General features: G+C 46.0%; 12 protein-coding genes. 3 read left to right on the top strand and 9 right to left on the bottom strand.

What is annotated here, in order from left to right:
* The first annotated feature begins 35 nt into the window (after positions 1 to 35).
* Positions 36 to 2,255, top strand: a complete 2,220-nt coding sequence (locus tag EPL05_RS11130; protein WP_208394724.1) for a S9 family peptidase — start codon at positions 36 to 38, stop codon at positions 2,253 to 2,255.
* An 89-nt stretch (positions 2,256 to 2,344) separates the two neighbouring features.
* Here EPL05_RS11130 and EPL05_RS11125 read toward each other — a convergent pair whose 3' ends face one another.
* The gene (locus tag EPL05_RS11125) at positions 2,345 to 3,253 is read right to left on the bottom strand and encodes a hypothetical protein (protein WP_128534037.1); all 909 of its coding nucleotides are present in this window, start codon (positions 3,251 to 3,253) and stop codon (positions 2,345 to 2,347) included.
* 255 nt (positions 3,254 to 3,508) lie between these two features.
* Here EPL05_RS11125 and EPL05_RS11120 point away from each other — a divergent pair, with 255 nt between their 5' ends.
* The gene (locus EPL05_RS11120; RefSeq protein WP_128534036.1) at positions 3,509 to 5,062 is read left to right on the top strand and encodes a glycoside hydrolase family 10 protein; all 1,554 of its coding nucleotides are present in this window, start codon (positions 3,509 to 3,511) and stop codon (positions 5,060 to 5,062) included.
* A 3-nt stretch (positions 5,063 to 5,065) separates the two neighbouring features.
* On the opposite strand, the gene EPL05_RS11115 is transcribed toward EPL05_RS11120, so the two are convergent.
* The 8 genes from EPL05_RS11115 to EPL05_RS11080 all read right to left on the bottom strand — a co-directional run bounded on the left by EPL05_RS11115 (position 5,066) and on the right by EPL05_RS11080 (position 13,650).
* Positions 5,066 to 5,857, bottom strand: a complete 792-nt coding sequence (locus EPL05_RS11115; RefSeq protein ID WP_128534035.1) for a hypothetical protein — start codon at positions 5,855 to 5,857, stop codon at positions 5,066 to 5,068.
* Positions 5,850 to 7,466, bottom strand: a complete 1,617-nt coding sequence (locus EPL05_RS11110; protein ID WP_128534034.1) for an ATP-dependent DNA ligase — start codon at positions 7,464 to 7,466, stop codon at positions 5,850 to 5,852. Before EPL05_RS11110 ends, EPL05_RS11115 begins: the two co-directional genes overlap by 8 nt.
* The gene (locus EPL05_RS11105; RefSeq protein WP_128534033.1) at positions 7,463 to 8,530 is read right to left on the bottom strand and encodes a ligase-associated DNA damage response exonuclease; all 1,068 of its coding nucleotides are present in this window, start codon (positions 8,528 to 8,530) and stop codon (positions 7,463 to 7,465) included. Before EPL05_RS11105 ends, EPL05_RS11110 begins: the two co-directional genes overlap by 4 nt.
* 128 nt (positions 8,531 to 8,658) lie before the next feature.
* Positions 8,659 to 8,976 carry a 2Fe-2S iron-sulfur cluster-binding protein gene (locus EPL05_RS11100; protein WP_128534032.1) on the bottom strand — a complete coding sequence of 106 codons (318 nt, stop codon included), beginning with the start codon at positions 8,974 to 8,976 and terminating at the stop codon, positions 8,659 to 8,661.
* The gene (locus EPL05_RS11095) at positions 8,973 to 9,980 is read right to left on the bottom strand and encodes an NAD(P)/FAD-dependent oxidoreductase (RefSeq protein WP_128534031.1); all 1,008 of its coding nucleotides are present in this window, start codon (positions 9,978 to 9,980) and stop codon (positions 8,973 to 8,975) included. Before EPL05_RS11095 ends, EPL05_RS11100 begins: the two co-directional genes overlap by 4 nt.
* 11 nt (positions 9,981 to 9,991) lie before the next feature.
* Positions 9,992 to 10,426: a MarR family winged helix-turn-helix transcriptional regulator gene (locus EPL05_RS11090; RefSeq protein ID WP_128534030.1), complete on the bottom strand. Its 435-nt coding sequence runs from the start codon at positions 10,424 to 10,426 to the stop codon at positions 9,992 to 9,994.
* Positions 10,427 to 10,701: 275 nt separating this feature from the next.
* Entirely contained in the window at positions 10,702 to 12,834 is a 2,133-nt protein-coding gene (locus EPL05_RS11085; RefSeq protein ID WP_128534029.1) for a carboxy terminal-processing peptidase, read from the bottom strand.
* A gap of 198 nt (positions 12,835 to 13,032) precedes the next feature.
* Positions 13,033 to 13,650 carry a tetratricopeptide repeat protein gene (locus EPL05_RS11080; protein ID WP_128534028.1) on the bottom strand — a complete coding sequence of 206 codons (618 nt, stop codon included), beginning with the start codon at positions 13,648 to 13,650 and terminating at the stop codon, positions 13,033 to 13,035.
* Positions 13,651 to 13,975: 325 nt separating this feature from the next.
* Here EPL05_RS11080 and EPL05_RS11075 point away from each other — a divergent pair, with 325 nt between their 5' ends.
* The gene (locus tag EPL05_RS11075) at positions 13,976 to 16,375 is read left to right on the top strand and encodes a PAS domain S-box protein (RefSeq protein ID WP_128534027.1); all 2,400 of its coding nucleotides are present in this window, start codon (positions 13,976 to 13,978) and stop codon (positions 16,373 to 16,375) included.
* Positions 16,376 to 16,427: the final 52 nt, after the last annotated feature.

Below are 16,427 nucleotides of genomic sequence, written 5' to 3'. Positions count from 1 at the left end.
AAATATTGCCTGCAAACGTTTAATCTAATTCAGATATGAAAAATTACTGTTGGGGCTTGCCCTCACTGCTGTTTTTATCGCTGCTGATGGCCGGCCAAACGGCAGTAGCGCAAATCCCCTCCACCCATTGGGCAAACGATGGCTTCCAGTATTACAAAGCCCAAGGCGGCGAAGTAGTGGTGCTTGACACCCGCGATGCCAATAAGAAAACCGTGCTGCTGAGCAAAGATATGCTTACCGTGGCCGGGCAAAAACCAATTGCTGTACGCAACTTCTACCTATCGGCCGATGGCCAAAAGATATTGGTATACACCAATGCAAAAAAAGTATGGCGCTACCCCACCCGAGGCGATTATTGGGTGTACGATCTTACCTCCAAAAAACTAACCAAGCTGGGTGTTAAATTCCCGGCATCGTCCTTAATGTTCGGTAAATTCTCTCCCGATGGCACTAAAGTTGGCTACGTAAGCGGGCACAATATTTATGTAGAGACGCTGGCTGATGGCAGCGTAAAGCAACTGACCACCGACGGCACCACCAAACTGATCAACGGCACCTTCGATTGGGTTTACGAGGAAGAATTTTTCTGCCGCGATGGTTTCCGATGGAGCCCCGATAGCAAAAAAATAGCTTATTGGCAGATAGATGCCAGCAACACTAAAAATTATTTGATGCTGAACACTACCGATTCTATCTACCCATTTGTAAAACCCGTAGAATACCCTATAGCCGGCGAACCGCCATCTCCTTTTAAAATTGGTGTGATCAGCGCGGATGGTGGCAGCACCAAGTGGATGGATATCCCTACCGACCCGGTTCTGCAATCGTACGTGCCGCGGATGGAGTGGGCCGCAAACAGCAGTGAATTGATAATTGAACACATGAACCGCGCACAAAACCACACCGAAGTAATGATGCTAAACGCATCAACCGGTAAAGGCGCAACCATTTACCAGGAAACCGATGCTGCCTGGATAGATATTTTACCCGAATGGGAATCTACCTATTACTACGGCGGTTGGAATTGGTTTAAAAACGGCGCGGAATTTTTATGGGCAAGTGAAAAAGACGGATGGCGCCACTTATACCGCATCAGCCGCGATGGTAAAAAAGAGAAGCTCATCACCAAGGGTAATTATGATGTGATGCAGATAAACGCCGTAGACGAAAAGTCCGGCTATGTTTATTTTTCAGCCTCGCCGGATAATGCTACTCAGAAATACCTGTATCGTACAAAATTGGATGGTAGCGGCAAAGCCGAGCGTCTGACGCCGGCTACCGAACCAGGCACCCACGAGTATGATGTATCGCCAAACGGAAAAGCGGCTACCCATGCCTTCTCTAACTATTATACGGAAGGCACCAACGAAACCGTATCGTTACCGTTGCATAAAACCTTCAGCGGCGATGAAAAAGTGGTGAAAGCCATAGCAGCCGCGGCGGATGCCAAAGCAAAATCTAACGTAGAGTTCTTCAAAGTAAAAACTGAAGATGGCGTAGAAATGGATGGCTGGATGCAAAAGCCCAACAACTTCGATGCGGCAAAAAAATACCCGGTTGTGCTGTATGTTTACGGAGAACCATGGGGCCAGAACGTGAAAGATGAGAACGGCGCCACCTATAACTTTATGTACAACGGCGATATGGCTGCGGATGGTTATATCTATATGTCGATAGATAACCGCGGCACACCCGTTCCAAAGGGGCGTGAGTGGCGTAAATCCATCTACAAAGGCATTGGCACGCTCAACATCCGCGATCTCGCCATGGGCACCAAACAGTTGCTGAAAGAACGCAGCTACCTGGATACCTCCCGCGTAGCGGTATGGGGCTGGAGCGGTGGCGGCTCATCAACGCTAAACCTGATGTTCCAATACGGGGATATATTTAAAACAGGCATAGCGGTAGCCGCAGTAGGCAATCAGCTTACTTACGATAACATTTACCAGGAGCGCTATACCGGCGTACCTGTAGATGAAGCAAGCCGCGCAGCCTTTACAAAAGGCTCGCCAATAACCTATGCTAAAAACCTAAAAGGCAATTTGCTTTATGTACATGGCACCGGCGATGATAACGTTCACTACACCAACGCCGAGCAGTTGATAAACGAGCTGGTGAAAAACAACCGTCAGTTCCAACTGATGCTGTACCCTAACCGTACCCACAGTATCTCAGAAGGTGCCGGTACAACCACGCACCTGCGTACTATGTATACTAACTATTTAAGAGAGCACTGCCCTCAGGGAGCGAGGTAGAATCTGCGTCTCACCAACAAAGACTAAAAACAAAAACGCCTGCTGCATTAACTGCAACAGGCGTTTTTTATGCTAAACCAAATTGGTTTCTATTTCAAAGTGAACGAGCTTTTACCCATGGTATAACCATCTGCATACAAAATAACGGTGTACGTTCCTTTTTGGAAAGGTGAGTACAACCAATCAATAGTATAACCGCTGCCATCATCTTTAAAGTCGATAGCGGTTTTGTAGGTGTATTGCAGATCCTGCGCATCAGCGCTAAACGTACCGCTGTCAGCAGGGGTGATCAGGTTCCCGGTCGGGTCTATAACACGAACGTAAACATCATGCAGGCCTTTCTCGGCAACCGTGTTACTTGCTACGGTAAAGTTTATTTTAATTTTTTGAGCGTTTTTGGCCTTTTTCTCTTCAACCTCTTTACCGCTGTTCTTTATCTTATAGGCCACAACATCCGCACTGCCCACCTTAATGGCCGAGGCTTCTTTAACTTTAGCATCCAGTTCCTGGGTCTTTTTTTCGAGGGTGGTAGCTTTTTCGCTAACCGAAGCCAGGTTGGTTTTTAAAGTATCGCGTTCAACAGTAAGGTTGGTATTTTCTTTCTTAAGTTCTTCAAGGTCAGCGGTGTATTTGGTAACAAAGTAACGTAGCTGTTTAATATCTTCCTGGGCGTGTGACAGTTCCGCAACGGTAAGTTTGCCTTTAGCCAATTCTTTCCTCAACACTTTGATCTTGGTCCTCAACGAATCGTTTTTGGCCTGCATCTCGGTGCTCATTTTTGCACGGCCTAAGTTCACCTGCTCTATCTGTGCTTCAAGGCTATCCAATTCTGTTTGCAGGCGGGTTTTCTCGTCATTCTGATAAACTATCTTCGTATCAGATTTATTCTTCTGCATGTACAGGTATACATCGGTGCCTAACAGTGCTACCACTACCGCTATCAAAAAGTAAATGACATTCGAATTTTTTTTCTGCGATTGTCCGGATTGGTTTTCCATTGTGTTTCTTTTAAAGTTTAACTAAAGCTTAAACCAGCGTATAAGCCTCGGGGTTGTCATGGTTGTAAAATAAATGTAGCGCTTTTTTCATTACCAAGGTATAAAAATCTGTTTAACCACATAAAATTAACCCGCAGGTTAAAGTAAATTACAATAGAGTTAAAACACAAAATGCCGGTAATTATTATACTTAATAATAAAACTGCTTAGTGATGAGTTTATATCTTTGCACCTTTTAATAAAAACATCTGCTTAATGCATCTATATAAATACCTGTTCATTACCCTACTTTCTACATTTATTGTTACCCAATCAATAGCACAAGCCGTTGTTGCCGAAGAAACCGCCAGGCCAGAGCCAAAATATGAATTTAGGGGGGTATGGATAGCTACCGTGGTAAATTTAGACTGGCCGCAAAACGCCCGCGCCACCGCCGAAGTACAAAAACGCGATCTTATTGCACAGCTAAACTCCCATCAGCAAACCGGTATAAATGCTATTATGTTCCAGGTGAGGCCTGCAGCAGATGCTTTTTACGCCAAAAGCCGCGAGCCATGGTCTAAATACCTAACCGGTAAACAGGGCGAAGCGCCCGACTATGACCCACTGGAATTTGCTGTAGACGAAGCGCATAAACGTAACATGGAGCTGCACGCCTGGTTTAACCCATACCGCGCCACCTTTGATAATAAATTCAGCCTGCTGGCATCAGACCACATCACGCGCACAAAGCCCGAGTGGTTTTTTGTATACGAGGGGATAAAACTTTTTAACCCCGGGCTTCCCGAAGTACGCGAGTACATTGTACAGGTGGTATTGGATGTGGTGAAAAATTATGATGTAGATGGCATCCACATGGATGATTATTTTTACCCGTACCCGGTGAGGGGCCAAACAATTAATGACGCAAATGCCTACGCAGAATACGGCGGCGGTTTTAATAACATAAAAGATTGGCGCCGCGATAATGTTGACAAGCTGATACACATGCTTGCCGACAGTATCCACAAATATAAGCCCAACATGAAATTCGGGATCAGCCCATTTGGCATCTGGGCCAACAGGAGCCAACACCCGGATGGGTCTGAAACAAACGGTGGCTCATCCTATATCGAAAATTTTGCCGACACCCGTAAGTGGATGAAAGAAGGCTGGATAGATTATATAAACCCGCAAATCTATTGGCATATTGGTTACCGGCTGGCAGCATTTGAAAAACTGTTGGATTGGTGGAGCAACAACACTTATAACCGCCACCTATATGTTGGCCAGGCACCATACCGTTTTTACGAACCACGCAGCCCAGCGTATAAAAACCCATCAGAGATTCCCAATCAGTTGCGGTTGATCCGCGCTAATCCGCGGGCGCACGGGAGCGTATACTTCCGGTCACAGTCGTTGGTAGGCAATGCCAATCACCTGGCCGATTCACTTAAAGAGGATTTTTACCAATACCCGGCCCTACCGCCGACAATGCTTTGGTTAGATTCTATCCCGCCCAATGCGCCGCAAAATTTTATTGCCAGGGCCGAGAAGAAAAGCATTTTGCTAAAATGGTCGATGCCGTTGCCGGCGAAAGATAACGAGCCGGTTTACGGGTATGTAGTTTACCGTTTCCAGGTGAATGAAAAGTTTGATCTGGGCGACCCGCGCAACATTCTGCATATTCAATACAATACCGAACCCGTTTACCTGGACACGAACGTGCAACCGGGCAAAACGTATTTTTATGTGGTAACCGCACTCGACAGGCTGAAGAACGAAAGCGAACGAACGCCAACCATAGCGGTTACATTGCCTGCGTTATAGAGCTTAAAGCTCAATCAGTTTTTTATCGGTTAACAACTGCAGGTACATATCCAGCTGGCTGTCGCCCATGCCGTAGATCTTTTCGGTTTGCCAGAAAGACTGGTAGATTCCTGCTTTTGTGTGCACGCCGCTTTGGTAAATTGCCAGCAGTTGTTGGTGGATGTAATTTAAACCGTCGGTGTTAAACTCCAGCCGTTTTAAATGCGCTTCCATGGCTGATTTTAAATTAGGCATGTTGCCCCAAAATGGTGTATCGGCAAGCCAGGTTTTTAGTTTACCGGCATCGCTTTCTACATAAAGTTGCCATGCTTCGGCTGCCAGGTTAAAATCGTATTCGGTTAATTGTACGCGGATGTTATCATACAGGTAATCCAATTGTTCGCCGTTCAATTCGCCCATTCCGCTAAAGTTTTCCAAGCCGGGAAATTCCGAGGGACTGATCAGATAAACTTCTGGTGCCGATAGATTGGTTTGCTGGTTCAGCATCACCAAAGCCCCCAACAGGTTTATCTGGCAATGCAGATCGAACTCAAACCACAAGTTAATTTCCTCGTAAGGCGCGCTCATTTTTTCTAATGGCACGATCATGCCATCGTTGTAAACTTCAGCCGTTTCGCCAAAAGCCTGGCAGATCCAATCCGAGCGCAACTGCCAAAACGCAGCCGAAGCCACATTTTTGATAACAGGCCCTTCCGACAAAATTTCGCGCCAGATCATGGTATCGCCGGGAATTTCAGCTTCTGTAAAACCGGGCAGGGTGGCATCGCCGTTGAGGATGTGGAGGGTGTTATTCATTTAACAAGGCTTTTAAGCTTTCTAAGGTATCGGCTTCTTCTTTGGGTTTATCATGTCGCCAGCGCAATATACGCGGAAAACGTAAGGCTATGCCCGATTTATGGCGGGTGGATCTGTTTATTCCTTCAAACCCTATCTCAAATACCAATTCGGGTTTTACGGTACGCACCGGGCCGAACTTTTCTAAAGTGTTGCGCTTTACAAAATAATCTACCTTATTTATCTCGGCATCGGTAAGGCCGCTGTATGCTTTGGCGAATGGGACCAGCTTATCGCCATCCCAAACGGCGAAGGTATAATCGGTGTACAGATCGGCGCGGCGGCCGTGGCCTTTTTGGGCGTAGATCATCACCGCATCAACCGAAAGCGGGTCTATCTTCCACTTCCACCAATCGCCGCGTTTGCGGCCAACCTGGTAGGCGGCGCTTTTGCGTTTCAGCATAATCCCTTCTGCTATCATGGCCCGGGATTGTTCGCGGGTGGTTTCCAATTCTTCCCAGCTATTGAAGTTGATCAGTCTCGAAATATTAAACACCTCGGGGAACTCTGTTTGGCTTTGCAATTCTTCCAAAATGACACGCCGTTCCGCTTGCGTTTTTGTACGGATATCCTCGCCTTGATACTCCAGGCAATCGTATGCGATTACTGCTACCGGGCTATCCGTCAAGATCTTTTTACTCAGGTTCTTTCGCCCGATACGGGTTTGCAGCACACTAAACGACATGGGCAAGCCATTCTGAAAGCTCAAGATCTCCCCATCCAATACCGTCCCATCAGGCAGGGCGTTTAAAAAGGGGTGCAATTCCGGGAATTTTTCGGTAGCCAGGTCCTCACCGCGGCTCCAGATGAAGATCTGCCCATCGCGCTTGATCATTTGCGCGCGGATTCCGTCCCATTTCCATTCTGCCTGCCAGTCTTCGGCCGCGCCGAGGGCTGCTCCAACTTCTTCTGCAGACTTCCGCTTCTCGGATGTTTCCTGTATGGGGTAAGCCAAAAAGAATGGGTATGGCCGCGAGATATCATCAGATGCGGTTTGCTCACAGATGAGCTGGTCGTAGGTATAATTCTCCGGCATCCAGCTGCCCATAATACGATGGGTGAGTGCCGGCGCCTCAATCCCGGTAATATCGGCTAAAGCTTTGATCACCAAACTTTGCGAAACCCCTACCCGGAAACTGCCGGTAAGCAGTTTGTTAAATACAAAGCGCTCCTGGCTATCCAGCATCGCCCATGACGCCATGAGCCAAAGTTTTTTTTCTTCTTCGGTTTTGGTTGCGAGCGCGTTTATCTCGCCTATCCATTCGGTGAGGGTTTTACTGCTGCTCTTCTGGCTTTCGGGCATCAATAAACTCATGGTTTCGGCCAGGTCGCCTACTACGTGATAGCTTTCCTCAAAAAGCCATGCAGGGATATTAGATGCTTCCATTGCCCAGGTGCGGATCAGTGTGGAATTGATCTGCCGTTTGGGCCGCCTGCCGGTGAATAAGGCCAGCATATGCATTTTATCGGTATCGGGTACGTTGGTAAAATAATCCTTCAATACCTTAACCTTCTCGTTGGTTTTATTGGTCTCGTCTAAAGAGAGAAACAGTTGCGCGAAGGCTTTCATGATACCTCCTCCTGTTCCACATCGCCCGAAGGGGTGGTTTCCTTTTTCTCTTCTCCTTCGGTAACGGCCGCATCTTCTTCTTCGCCGCCGTAAAGCGTATGTACCTCGTGGGCATCAAAGCCAATTTCGCTTAAATACCTGCTGAAAGACGCGGTATAGCCATGCGTAAGGTAAACACTTTCGCAACCGGTGGCGTCTATCGCGCTCACCAGCCCGTTCCAGTCGGCATGGTCTGATAATACGATGCCTCTGTCGGCCGCCCTGCGGCGCTTGGCTCCCCTGATGGCCATCCAGCCGCTGCAGTAGCCGAAACTATATGGCGCGAACTTCCGCATCCATGGCGTACCTACCGATGATGGCGGCGCAAGGATGATGCCTTTGCGAACCTCTTCTTTAGAGGAATCGAAGGTTATCCGTTCCGTAGGGTTTAATATAACACCGTTTCGGCGGAGGGCTTCGTTTGTATTTTCGATAACGCCATGGGTGTAAACCTTGCCGTTGTTCAAGTCGAGGTTTTGGAGGATGCGCTGCGCTTTACCCAGGGAATATCCTACCACAACGGTGGCTATACCGTTTTGGAGGTTTGTTCGCCACCAATCGTTCACACCGGCAAAAATCTGCGCTTGTGGCTTCCAGGTATAAACCGGCATTCCAAAGGTACATTCCGAAATAAAGTGATGGCATTTTACCGGCTCGAAAGGTGTGGAGATGCCATCGTCTTCCGTTTTATAATCACCGCTTACCACCCAAACCTCGCCTTTATATTCTACCCTTATCTGCGCCGAACCTATTACATGCCCGGCAGGGTACATAGAGATCTGCACACCGTGCTTGATCACTGTTTCGCCGTATTCAATAGTGCGGAGGTTGATCTCGCCCAAGCGATAAAGCATCACTTCGCGGGAGAGGCGGTGCGCCAAATAATTCTTATGCCCAAAGTAGGCATGGTCGGCATGGGCGTGGGTAATTACGGCATCGGTCACGGGCTTCCATGGGTCGATGTAAAACTTCCCCTGTGCGCAGTAGATGCCGCGATCTGTAAACTCCAGCAGTGGTTTGGCCATGTAGAGAATAACCGCTGAGAGGGTAATTGGTTTTCATTGTAGAGACGCGATACTTCGCGTCTTAATAAATATTCCACTGCGGCAGTCCTGAGGGAGACGCGAAGTATCGCGTCTCTACAACAAATCTTTTAATCTTCCGCGGGGATCTTAAAGTAACACCCTTCCAACCGTTCGTCTATTCGCAACTGGCAGGAGAGGCGCAGGGTGTCATCTACAATAGGCAAGGTATCTAAAATATCCAATTCCGCATCGCTGATGGGTGGGAGTTGCTCCACACCTTTTAGTACCTGTACCGGGCAGGTTGCGCAAAGCGCCATGCCCCCACAGGTGGCCATAATGTTATAGTCGCTTCCCTTCAATACCTCCATCAGGCTGAGGCTGATGCCTTCGGGCACTTCTATGGACGCGGTGGTGCCATCTCTGTCTTCTACGGTAAAGGTTATCATGCCAATTCGGTTATGCCGTAAACGGTGGTATATTTAAAGGTTAAACGCTGATCGGGATATACATGCTTAAACGCGCTCTGCGCCATCAGCGCTGCTTCGTGGAAACCGCATAGGATCAGCTTCAGCTTACCGGGATAGGTGTTAATATCGCCGATGGCATAAATGCCCTCTACATTGGTACTGTAATCGCGGGTATTTACTGTAATTGCGCTCATTTCTATATCCAGGCCCCAATCTGCTATCGGCCCCAGTTTCGGACTCAAGCCAAACAGCGGGATAAAACTATCAGCCTGTAATTGTTGTTCCTTACCATCGTGCCCCACCAGTGTTACCGTTTCCAAATGCCCGGTGCCGTCTAATGCCACCACTCTTGATTTCAGCATCAGGTCAATTGCGCCTGTTTTAGCCAGTTCGGCCACTTTTTCGGCAGCATCAGGTACGCCTCTGAAAGTATCGCCGCGATGCACGAGGGTTACTTTATTGGCAATGTTGGCCAGGAAAATGGTCCAATCCAACGCGGAATCGCCGCCGCCTGCTATCACAATATTCCTCCCCCTGAATGCTTCGGGATTGCGTACGGCATACATCACACCCTTGCCTTCAAATTCGGCTAAACGGTCAACCTCTGGCTTGCGCGGTTCAAAGCAACCCAAGCCGCCGGCTATTACTACCACCTTGCAATTGATCACCGTGCCTTCATTCGTGCCGATGAGCCAAGTACCATCGTCCAGCTTTTCGAGTGTCTCTACCCGCTCACCAAGTGAGTAGGTAGGATGAAAAGGTGCTATTTGTTCCGATAATTTATCAACCAACTCCTGTGCATTTACGGTTGGGTAGCCAGGGATATCGTAAATAGGCTTTTGCGGGTATATTTCTGATAACTGACCGCCAGCTTGCGGTAAGGAATCAATCAAATGGCAATGCATCTTTAACAGGCCAGCTTCAAAAACGGCAAACATACCGGTTGGCCCTGCCCCGATAATGCCTATATCTGTAGTGATCATAACGGTAATTATTAAGATTCTAAGTTTTGATAAATCTTGTTCAGTATGGTTTTTAGCTGCTCGTAATCCTCCTCGGTTAGATTCTCCCAGGCCTTCATCCGGACCTCGTTCACCCGTGGAGATAACTCTTCCAGCTTAGCGGTACCAGCCGCTGTTAAGTGTACGGTAAAGCTCCGGCGGTCATCTTTATGGGTAATGCGTTCCGTTAGCCCCTTTTTGCAAAGCAGATCTACAATGCGGGTAAGCGTTGGGTTGTCTTTTCCGGTTATCTCGGCGAGTTCCTTTTGCTTCAGGTATTTATCATTATCCAGGCTTTTCAATATCAGCCATTGGTCAACCGTTACATCGAAATCTCCCGATGCGAATTTTTGCTGCGCGTATCCTTTTACCCGGCGCGCGGTGCGGTCGAGCAGGTAAGAATAACTATCAAATTTTATATTTGTCATACTAAATATTAGCACAACAAATATAGGGTTAAAATAATTGTACAATGCTAATATAGAGCGGGATTTTTTTTAGAGTCGGAAGAAATTGCCCTATGGCAAGCCGTTGGTAACCGCGCGCGAATGGACTCACCCCGACGGCACTCCGTGCGTCGACCCTTTCTGTTCGCAAAGAGGGTGAAGAGGTTGATTCCGTCTTCTTTGTTACGCGCGCCAACGGCTAAACAAAAAGCCCCGGTCGAAATAATCGACCGGGGCTTACCATATAAGTTTGTATCTTATTTAATAATAGTAGACACCTTGTTATCTAGGGTAATATAGTCGGTTAATACCTGGCCTGCTTCACGTTTCAAAAAGTCTAGGTCTTCGTTCTTTGGTTTGGCCTGGCCTTTGGTTAAGGCTGGTAAACCCAATGCTACACGGCGAAGGTTATTTTGCTCAAACGCTTTCTTTTCGTCGGTATCGCGCTGTTGTTTAAGCTGGGCCTCATTCAAGGTCACGCTTTTTTCGGCATCGCGTTTTTTAATTTCAGCAATGTCTTCCATCAGGTATTTAAAACTGTCGCTGCCGCTCATACGCTGCTCGTGCAATTTTTTAAGCTGTGGCAATACCGAGGTAAAGTCGCCGTATTTGGTAAAATCCGTTTTAGGTATAACATCATAAGGCATGGCAGATGGCTCGGTATCCTCACCGTATTTATCCATTGGAATAACCGACGGGAACTCAACATCTGGCAACACGCCTTTATGCTGCGTTGAGCCGCCGCTAACGCGATAGAACTTACCAATGGTTAAGTTTAACTGGCCAAATTTATTCTGACTTCCGGTTGCTACCGAGGTTGATTTACCAACCAGTTTAGCCAATCTTTCTTTGATAGAAGGGCTGATCACTTCATCAAGATCGATAATACGTTGTACAGAACCTTTACCGTAAGTTTGAGTACCGATGATCAGGCCACGGCCATAATCTTGTATAGCGCCCGAGAAGATCTCTGATGCCGATGCGCTAAACCTGTCTACCAATACAGCCAGCGGACCACCATAAGCAACTGCCGGGTTATCGTCTTTTTCAACTTCAACCTGATCGCGTGGATCGCGTACCTGCACAACCGCACCAGTTTTGATGAATAAGCCGGTAAGCTCGGTAGCTTCCATAAGCGAGCCTCCGCCATTTTGGCGAAGATCTAATACCACACCATCAACGCCTTCGCGTTTCAGGGTATCCAGTATCAGCCTCACATCGCGGGTGGTGCTTTTGTAATTAGGGTTGCCCGATTTGTAATCGTTAAAATCGAGGTAAAAGGCCGGTACATTGATGATACCTATTTTGATGGTTTTACCATTGCTGCTATAAGTGCGGATCTCCTTTTTAGCCGAGATATCTTTCAGGATAATTTTTTCGCGCACCAGCTCCAATACCCGTGGTTTTACGGTAGCGCCGGTACCTTTAGGCAATAACTGCAACCTAACCGTAGTGCCTTTTGTACCACGGATCAACGCTATAGCGTTCTCTATCCTCCAGCCTACAATATCCTGAAACTCGCCGTTTTTGCCTTGTGCAACACCCACTATACGTTCATCAACAGCCAATTGCTTGCTCTTATCAGCAGGGCCGCCGGGAACTATAGAGGTTACGGTAACATATTCGTTTTGCGACTGCAGGGTAGCGCCAATACCTTCCAATGAGCGGGAGATATCAATATTAAACGCGGCAGCAGCCGATGGGATAAAATAATTGGTGTGCGGATCAATAGCGCCGGTGAAGGCATCCATAAACACCTGGAAAACATCCTGATTGTTTAATTTATTAGATTGCGACAGGATATTACTGTAGCGCTTCTTTAATGTTTCTTTATTGGCCTCCAGCTCTTTACCGGCAAGCTTAAGGTTTAGCAGATCGTATTTTACACGTTGTGCCCAAAGCTCGTGCAACTGGTTTTCAGATGCAGCATAAGGCAGGTTTTCCCGGTCGTAAGTAAAGGTTTCATTCTTGGTGAAATCCATCGGTTTGCTTAGCTGCGCGATAGAAAAGTTCACATATTCGGTATACCTTTTTTGAAACACGTTGAAGATGTAAAACACGTGGCTCAGGTCGCCAATTTTAATATCATCATCCAAAACAGTTTTATACTGCTCAAATTCCTTTACATCGCCCGCGGTAAAATAGTTATGGTTCTCGTCTATCTTCTTCAGGTATTCGGTATAAATAATGGCTGATATCGAATCGTTAAGCGGTACTTTTTTATAGTTGTAATTGCTAACCATGCCAGCCACTGTTTTCATTACTACGCTCTGTTGCTCATCGGGTTGCAGGTCATTGGGGCCCGTCTTTTTCATAACAGGTTTTGATGGCGAAGCGTTGCAGGCAAGCGCAGCGGCCAAAACCAGCATTAAATAAAATTTCTTTAACATATCTTTTACAGTCTTTAAATCGGGATCCGGATGAAACATCAATACTTGTGCCTGTTTAATTTCGTCTTATAAAAAAAGAGACAGCTACTAAGCCGTCCCGCTAATATATTGAATAACAATATTACAATAATGTTTGGGTTGTTTTATAATACGACCCGCATTTTACGTAAATGTTACATAAACGAGCCGGGAGAAAGTTTATTTTAATTTACCGGATAATTCTACCGCCTCGGCGTACCTCAATTCTGATTTAGAAAGCCACACTTTGTTGCTTTTTACATACGCCACTTTCTTATCGATGGCAAGTACATCCGCATTGCGGCCGGCCGCTACAGCTATCTGCCGCGCCTCGGCCAGGTCCTGCTGAGCCTGGACTAAATCACCCAGATCGGCTTTTACCATGCCGAGGCTTATCAGGCTGCTGATGGTGTGCTGCTGGTCGCCCTGCCTTTTAGATAACAGGATGCTTTGCAGATAATACCATTTTGCTTCCGACAGGCGATTCTCCTTTACGTAGAGCTCGGCCAGATCACTAAAATTATAACTTGCAAGGGCATATTCGCGGTAGCGCATGTGATGCTGTGCCAATTTAATGACTGCCTTTTCGCATATCTCCAGATTATAGGCGCTGCGCGGAACCGTGGCAAACGGCAGCTTAACTTTAGCAATGGAAGACTTCGGGATACGCTTTATGGGGTTGTTTTTGGGTTGGGTAATAAGCGCATAACGCTTGTGTTTTTTAAAATCGCCGCGCCACCACTGCGCATTCGCTGTGAGGTTAAAAGCGCAAAGGAGTACTAATAGGATGTATCTCATTTAAGATTTTTTCGCCCGGGTATGGTTTAATTAACTGGTATGTAAAGATACTACAAGTATTAGGATTTGCAAATACCACAGCTTGGGGTAAGTATTCATTTTATATTTGAGATGTTAACGAAATAAACGCGTTTTTGGTACAAAAAGTCCAAAATAGTCGGAAAGCATAATATTGGTCTTGTATTACTGCAAAAAAGAATAACTTAGCTTACCGATATAACAGTCTCTGTTTAAGCCGTATAAATTGGGTGGGCAACCAAATTATCCATTGCAAATTAAAAAAAAGCGGCTAAAGCTTTGATATTTAAAAAATAAACGCAGCTGCATGTTAAATAAGTTTAGCGTCTCCGCAAAATTATACCTCCTGCTATTTATTACGGCCGTTAGCATTGTAGGGTTGGGGGTATACGGGATCAGCGACCTGGAAGACATGAATCAAAACACCCAAACGCTGTATACCGACAGGGTGCTGCCGTTTGAGCAACTTTCAAACGTGCGCTTTGCATACACTACAGAAATACTGACAGTGGCTCAAAAAGTGGCAAACCGTACGCTCAGTTTCAGCGATGCGACGAAAAGGGTAAAACAAGCGGAAGAGACGATAAATTACAACTGGGGAAGCTACCGGCAAACCTACCTTACGCCAGAAGAGGCCGTATTGGTTAAACAAACCGAACGTACTAAGCAAAAGGCTTATAAACAATATACAGAATTACTGATCCTTTTAACCAAACAGGATTACAAGGCCCTGGAAAAGTTTATACAAACCGAAAATTCTGCCGGGCCGGCGCCGTTTACAGTAAACTTAACTCAATTGATGAAATTTCAGGTAAGGGTTGGGAAACAAATATTTACTGAGAATAATAAAATATACCACACCACATCAAAACGGTTCATTATTTTAATATCAGGTTTTTTAGCTATCGCCCTTTCACTGTCCTTATACATCATTAAGAACATCAGAACTTTAATTAAAGGCATTTTAGTGAGGAATGATGCAATCAAAGAAACCCAGGAAAAATACTACTCGCTTTTTGAACAGGCCTCCGATGCTATATTCATCATGAATTCAGAAGGGAACTTTACCGAAGCAAACGATAGCATGTGCCAATTAACAGGCTATAGCCGCGATGAGTTGTTGGCCATGAATGTTACCGACATTTTAAATGCAGAAATAATAAAAATGTACCCGCTTGTATATGCTACAAGAAAACTTGGCGAATCGGTAACCGGGGAGCGAAAAGTAGTGCAAAAAAATGGGAAGATTATAGATATTGAAATTAATGGTAAAAAATTCACTGACGATAGGATAACGATAATCTCCAGAGACATCACGGCGCGCAAGGCCATGGAAGCGGAACTAATCAATGCTGAGTTGAAATTCCGAACGCTCGCAGATAAATCCATGGTTGGCATTTACATTGTACAAAAAGGAAAATTTGTATACGTAAACCCACGTTTTGCGGAGGTTTTTGGATACGAGGCCAGTGAATTGATAGGCAGGGAGCCCGTTGAGGCCATTGTACACCCTAATTATCAGGCTATCTCAAACGAAAACATCAGGTTACGGGTAGAGGGCGAAGTGGACAGTGTGCACTACGAAGCAATGGGGAAAATGAAAGATGGCAGCGCCAATTGGGTTGAGTTTTATGGTAGCCGGGCCGTTCTTGAAGATGAGCCGACTATAATAGGCTCGATGATAGATATCACCGAACGAAAAATAGCTGAAGAAGAACTAAAGGCATCTGAAAAGAAATATAAACTGCTTTTTGAGAGCAACCCAGTGCCGCTATGGATCATAGCAAAGGATGATCTTTCTATCATAGCAGCCAACGAGGCGGCATCCAACCTCTACGGATACAGCAAAGATGAGTTATTAAACACCAGTGTAAAACAACTCAGGCCCATAGAAGATTGGGAGCAGCAACAGCTAAGTTATCAGAAGAAAATCACGGGCACAGTGGATTTTGGCGTGGTAAGACACGTGAAAAAAAACGGCACCCCAATTTTTGTAAGCATAATTTCCGAAGACATTTTATTTGAAGGCAGGCCCGTACGGATCTCGTCAACCGTTGATGTCACCGAAAAACTAAAGGCAGAAGAAATGCTGAAAAAATCTGAAGCTAACCTGCAAACAATTTTAAACACAACTGATACAGCTTATGCGCTTTTAGACCACGAGTTTAATGTATTGGAGTACAATGAGATAGCCCTGCTGTTTGCAAAGCAGGAATTCAATTTCAACCCGGGGGAAAGCACAAACTTTTTTGAGCATTTGCCCGAAAGCAGGCGCACGCAGTTTTTAGGATATATTAAAGAAGTGTTTAAAGGAAATACCATAAGCTACGAAGCTACCTATGACCAGCCCGACGGCGGCAATATCTGGTACTATGTAAAGATATTCCCGATTTCTAATAAAGAGAATGAGATATTGGGGCTGGTACTGGCCATTTCTGATATTACAGAACGTAAAAATGGCGAACAGAGCTTGCAATTAGCCTACCAGCGCATCAAAACAAACATTGGATTTATCCGCGAGATGATCTGGAAACAATCGCATATTCTCAGGAGCCCTTTAGCTAATTTAAAAGGCCTGATAACCATTTTACAAAGCGACCCTGGCGATGAAGAGGTGCTTGCCCATATCAAAACAGAGCTCGACAGGATGGACGCCGTTTTCATAGAAATGGCCCAGGATACGTCGGCAGATGATATGAATTATTAATTGTTAAGCGTGATTCCGGTGGCCAAAATGCACGCGGCGAATATGTGAAACT

The sequence above is a fragment of the Mucilaginibacter gilvus genome (genome assembly GCF_004054195.1).
Lineage (GTDB): Bacteria > Bacteroidota > Bacteroidia > Sphingobacteriales > Sphingobacteriaceae > Mucilaginibacter > Mucilaginibacter gilvus.
This window is presented reverse-complemented; position numbering and strand designations above follow the sequence as displayed.

Excerpts from the sequence above, each read along its gene's own strand:
- EPL05_RS11130 (WP_208394724.1), top strand. The coding sequence starts at position 36 with ATGAAAAATTACTGTTGGGGCTTGCCCTCACTGCTGTTTTTATCGCTG.
- EPL05_RS11125 (WP_128534037.1), bottom strand. The coding sequence starts at position 3,253 with ATGGAAAACCAATCCGGACAATCGCAGAAAAAAAATTCGAATGTCATT.
- EPL05_RS11120 (WP_128534036.1), top strand. The coding sequence starts at position 3,509 with ATGCATCTATATAAATACCTGTTCATTACCCTACTTTCTACATTTATT.
- EPL05_RS11115 (WP_128534035.1), bottom strand. The coding sequence starts at position 5,857 with ATGAATAACACCCTCCACATCCTCAACGGCGATGCCACCCTGCCCGGT.
- EPL05_RS11110 (WP_128534034.1), bottom strand. The coding sequence starts at position 7,466 with ATGAAAGCCTTCGCGCAACTGTTTCTCTCTTTAGACGAGACCAATAAA.
- EPL05_RS11105 (WP_128534033.1), bottom strand. The coding sequence starts at position 8,530 with ATGGCCAAACCACTGCTGGAGTTTACAGATCGCGGCATCTACTGCGCA.
- EPL05_RS11100 (WP_128534032.1), bottom strand. The coding sequence starts at position 8,976 with ATGATAACCTTTACCGTAGAAGACAGAGATGGCACCACCGCGTCCATA.
- EPL05_RS11095 (WP_128534031.1), bottom strand. The coding sequence starts at position 9,980 with ATGATCACTACAGATATAGGCATTATCGGGGCAGGGCCAACCGGTATG.
- EPL05_RS11090 (WP_128534030.1), bottom strand. The coding sequence starts at position 10,426 with ATGACAAATATAAAATTTGATAGTTATTCTTACCTGCTCGACCGCACC.
- EPL05_RS11085 (WP_128534029.1), bottom strand. The coding sequence starts at position 12,834 with ATGTTAAAGAAATTTTATTTAATGCTGGTTTTGGCCGCTGCGCTTGCC.
- EPL05_RS11080 (WP_128534028.1), bottom strand. The coding sequence starts at position 13,650 with ATGAGATACATCCTATTAGTACTCCTTTGCGCTTTTAACCTCACAGCG.
- EPL05_RS11075 (WP_128534027.1), top strand. The coding sequence starts at position 13,976 with ATGTTAAATAAGTTTAGCGTCTCCGCAAAATTATACCTCCTGCTATTT.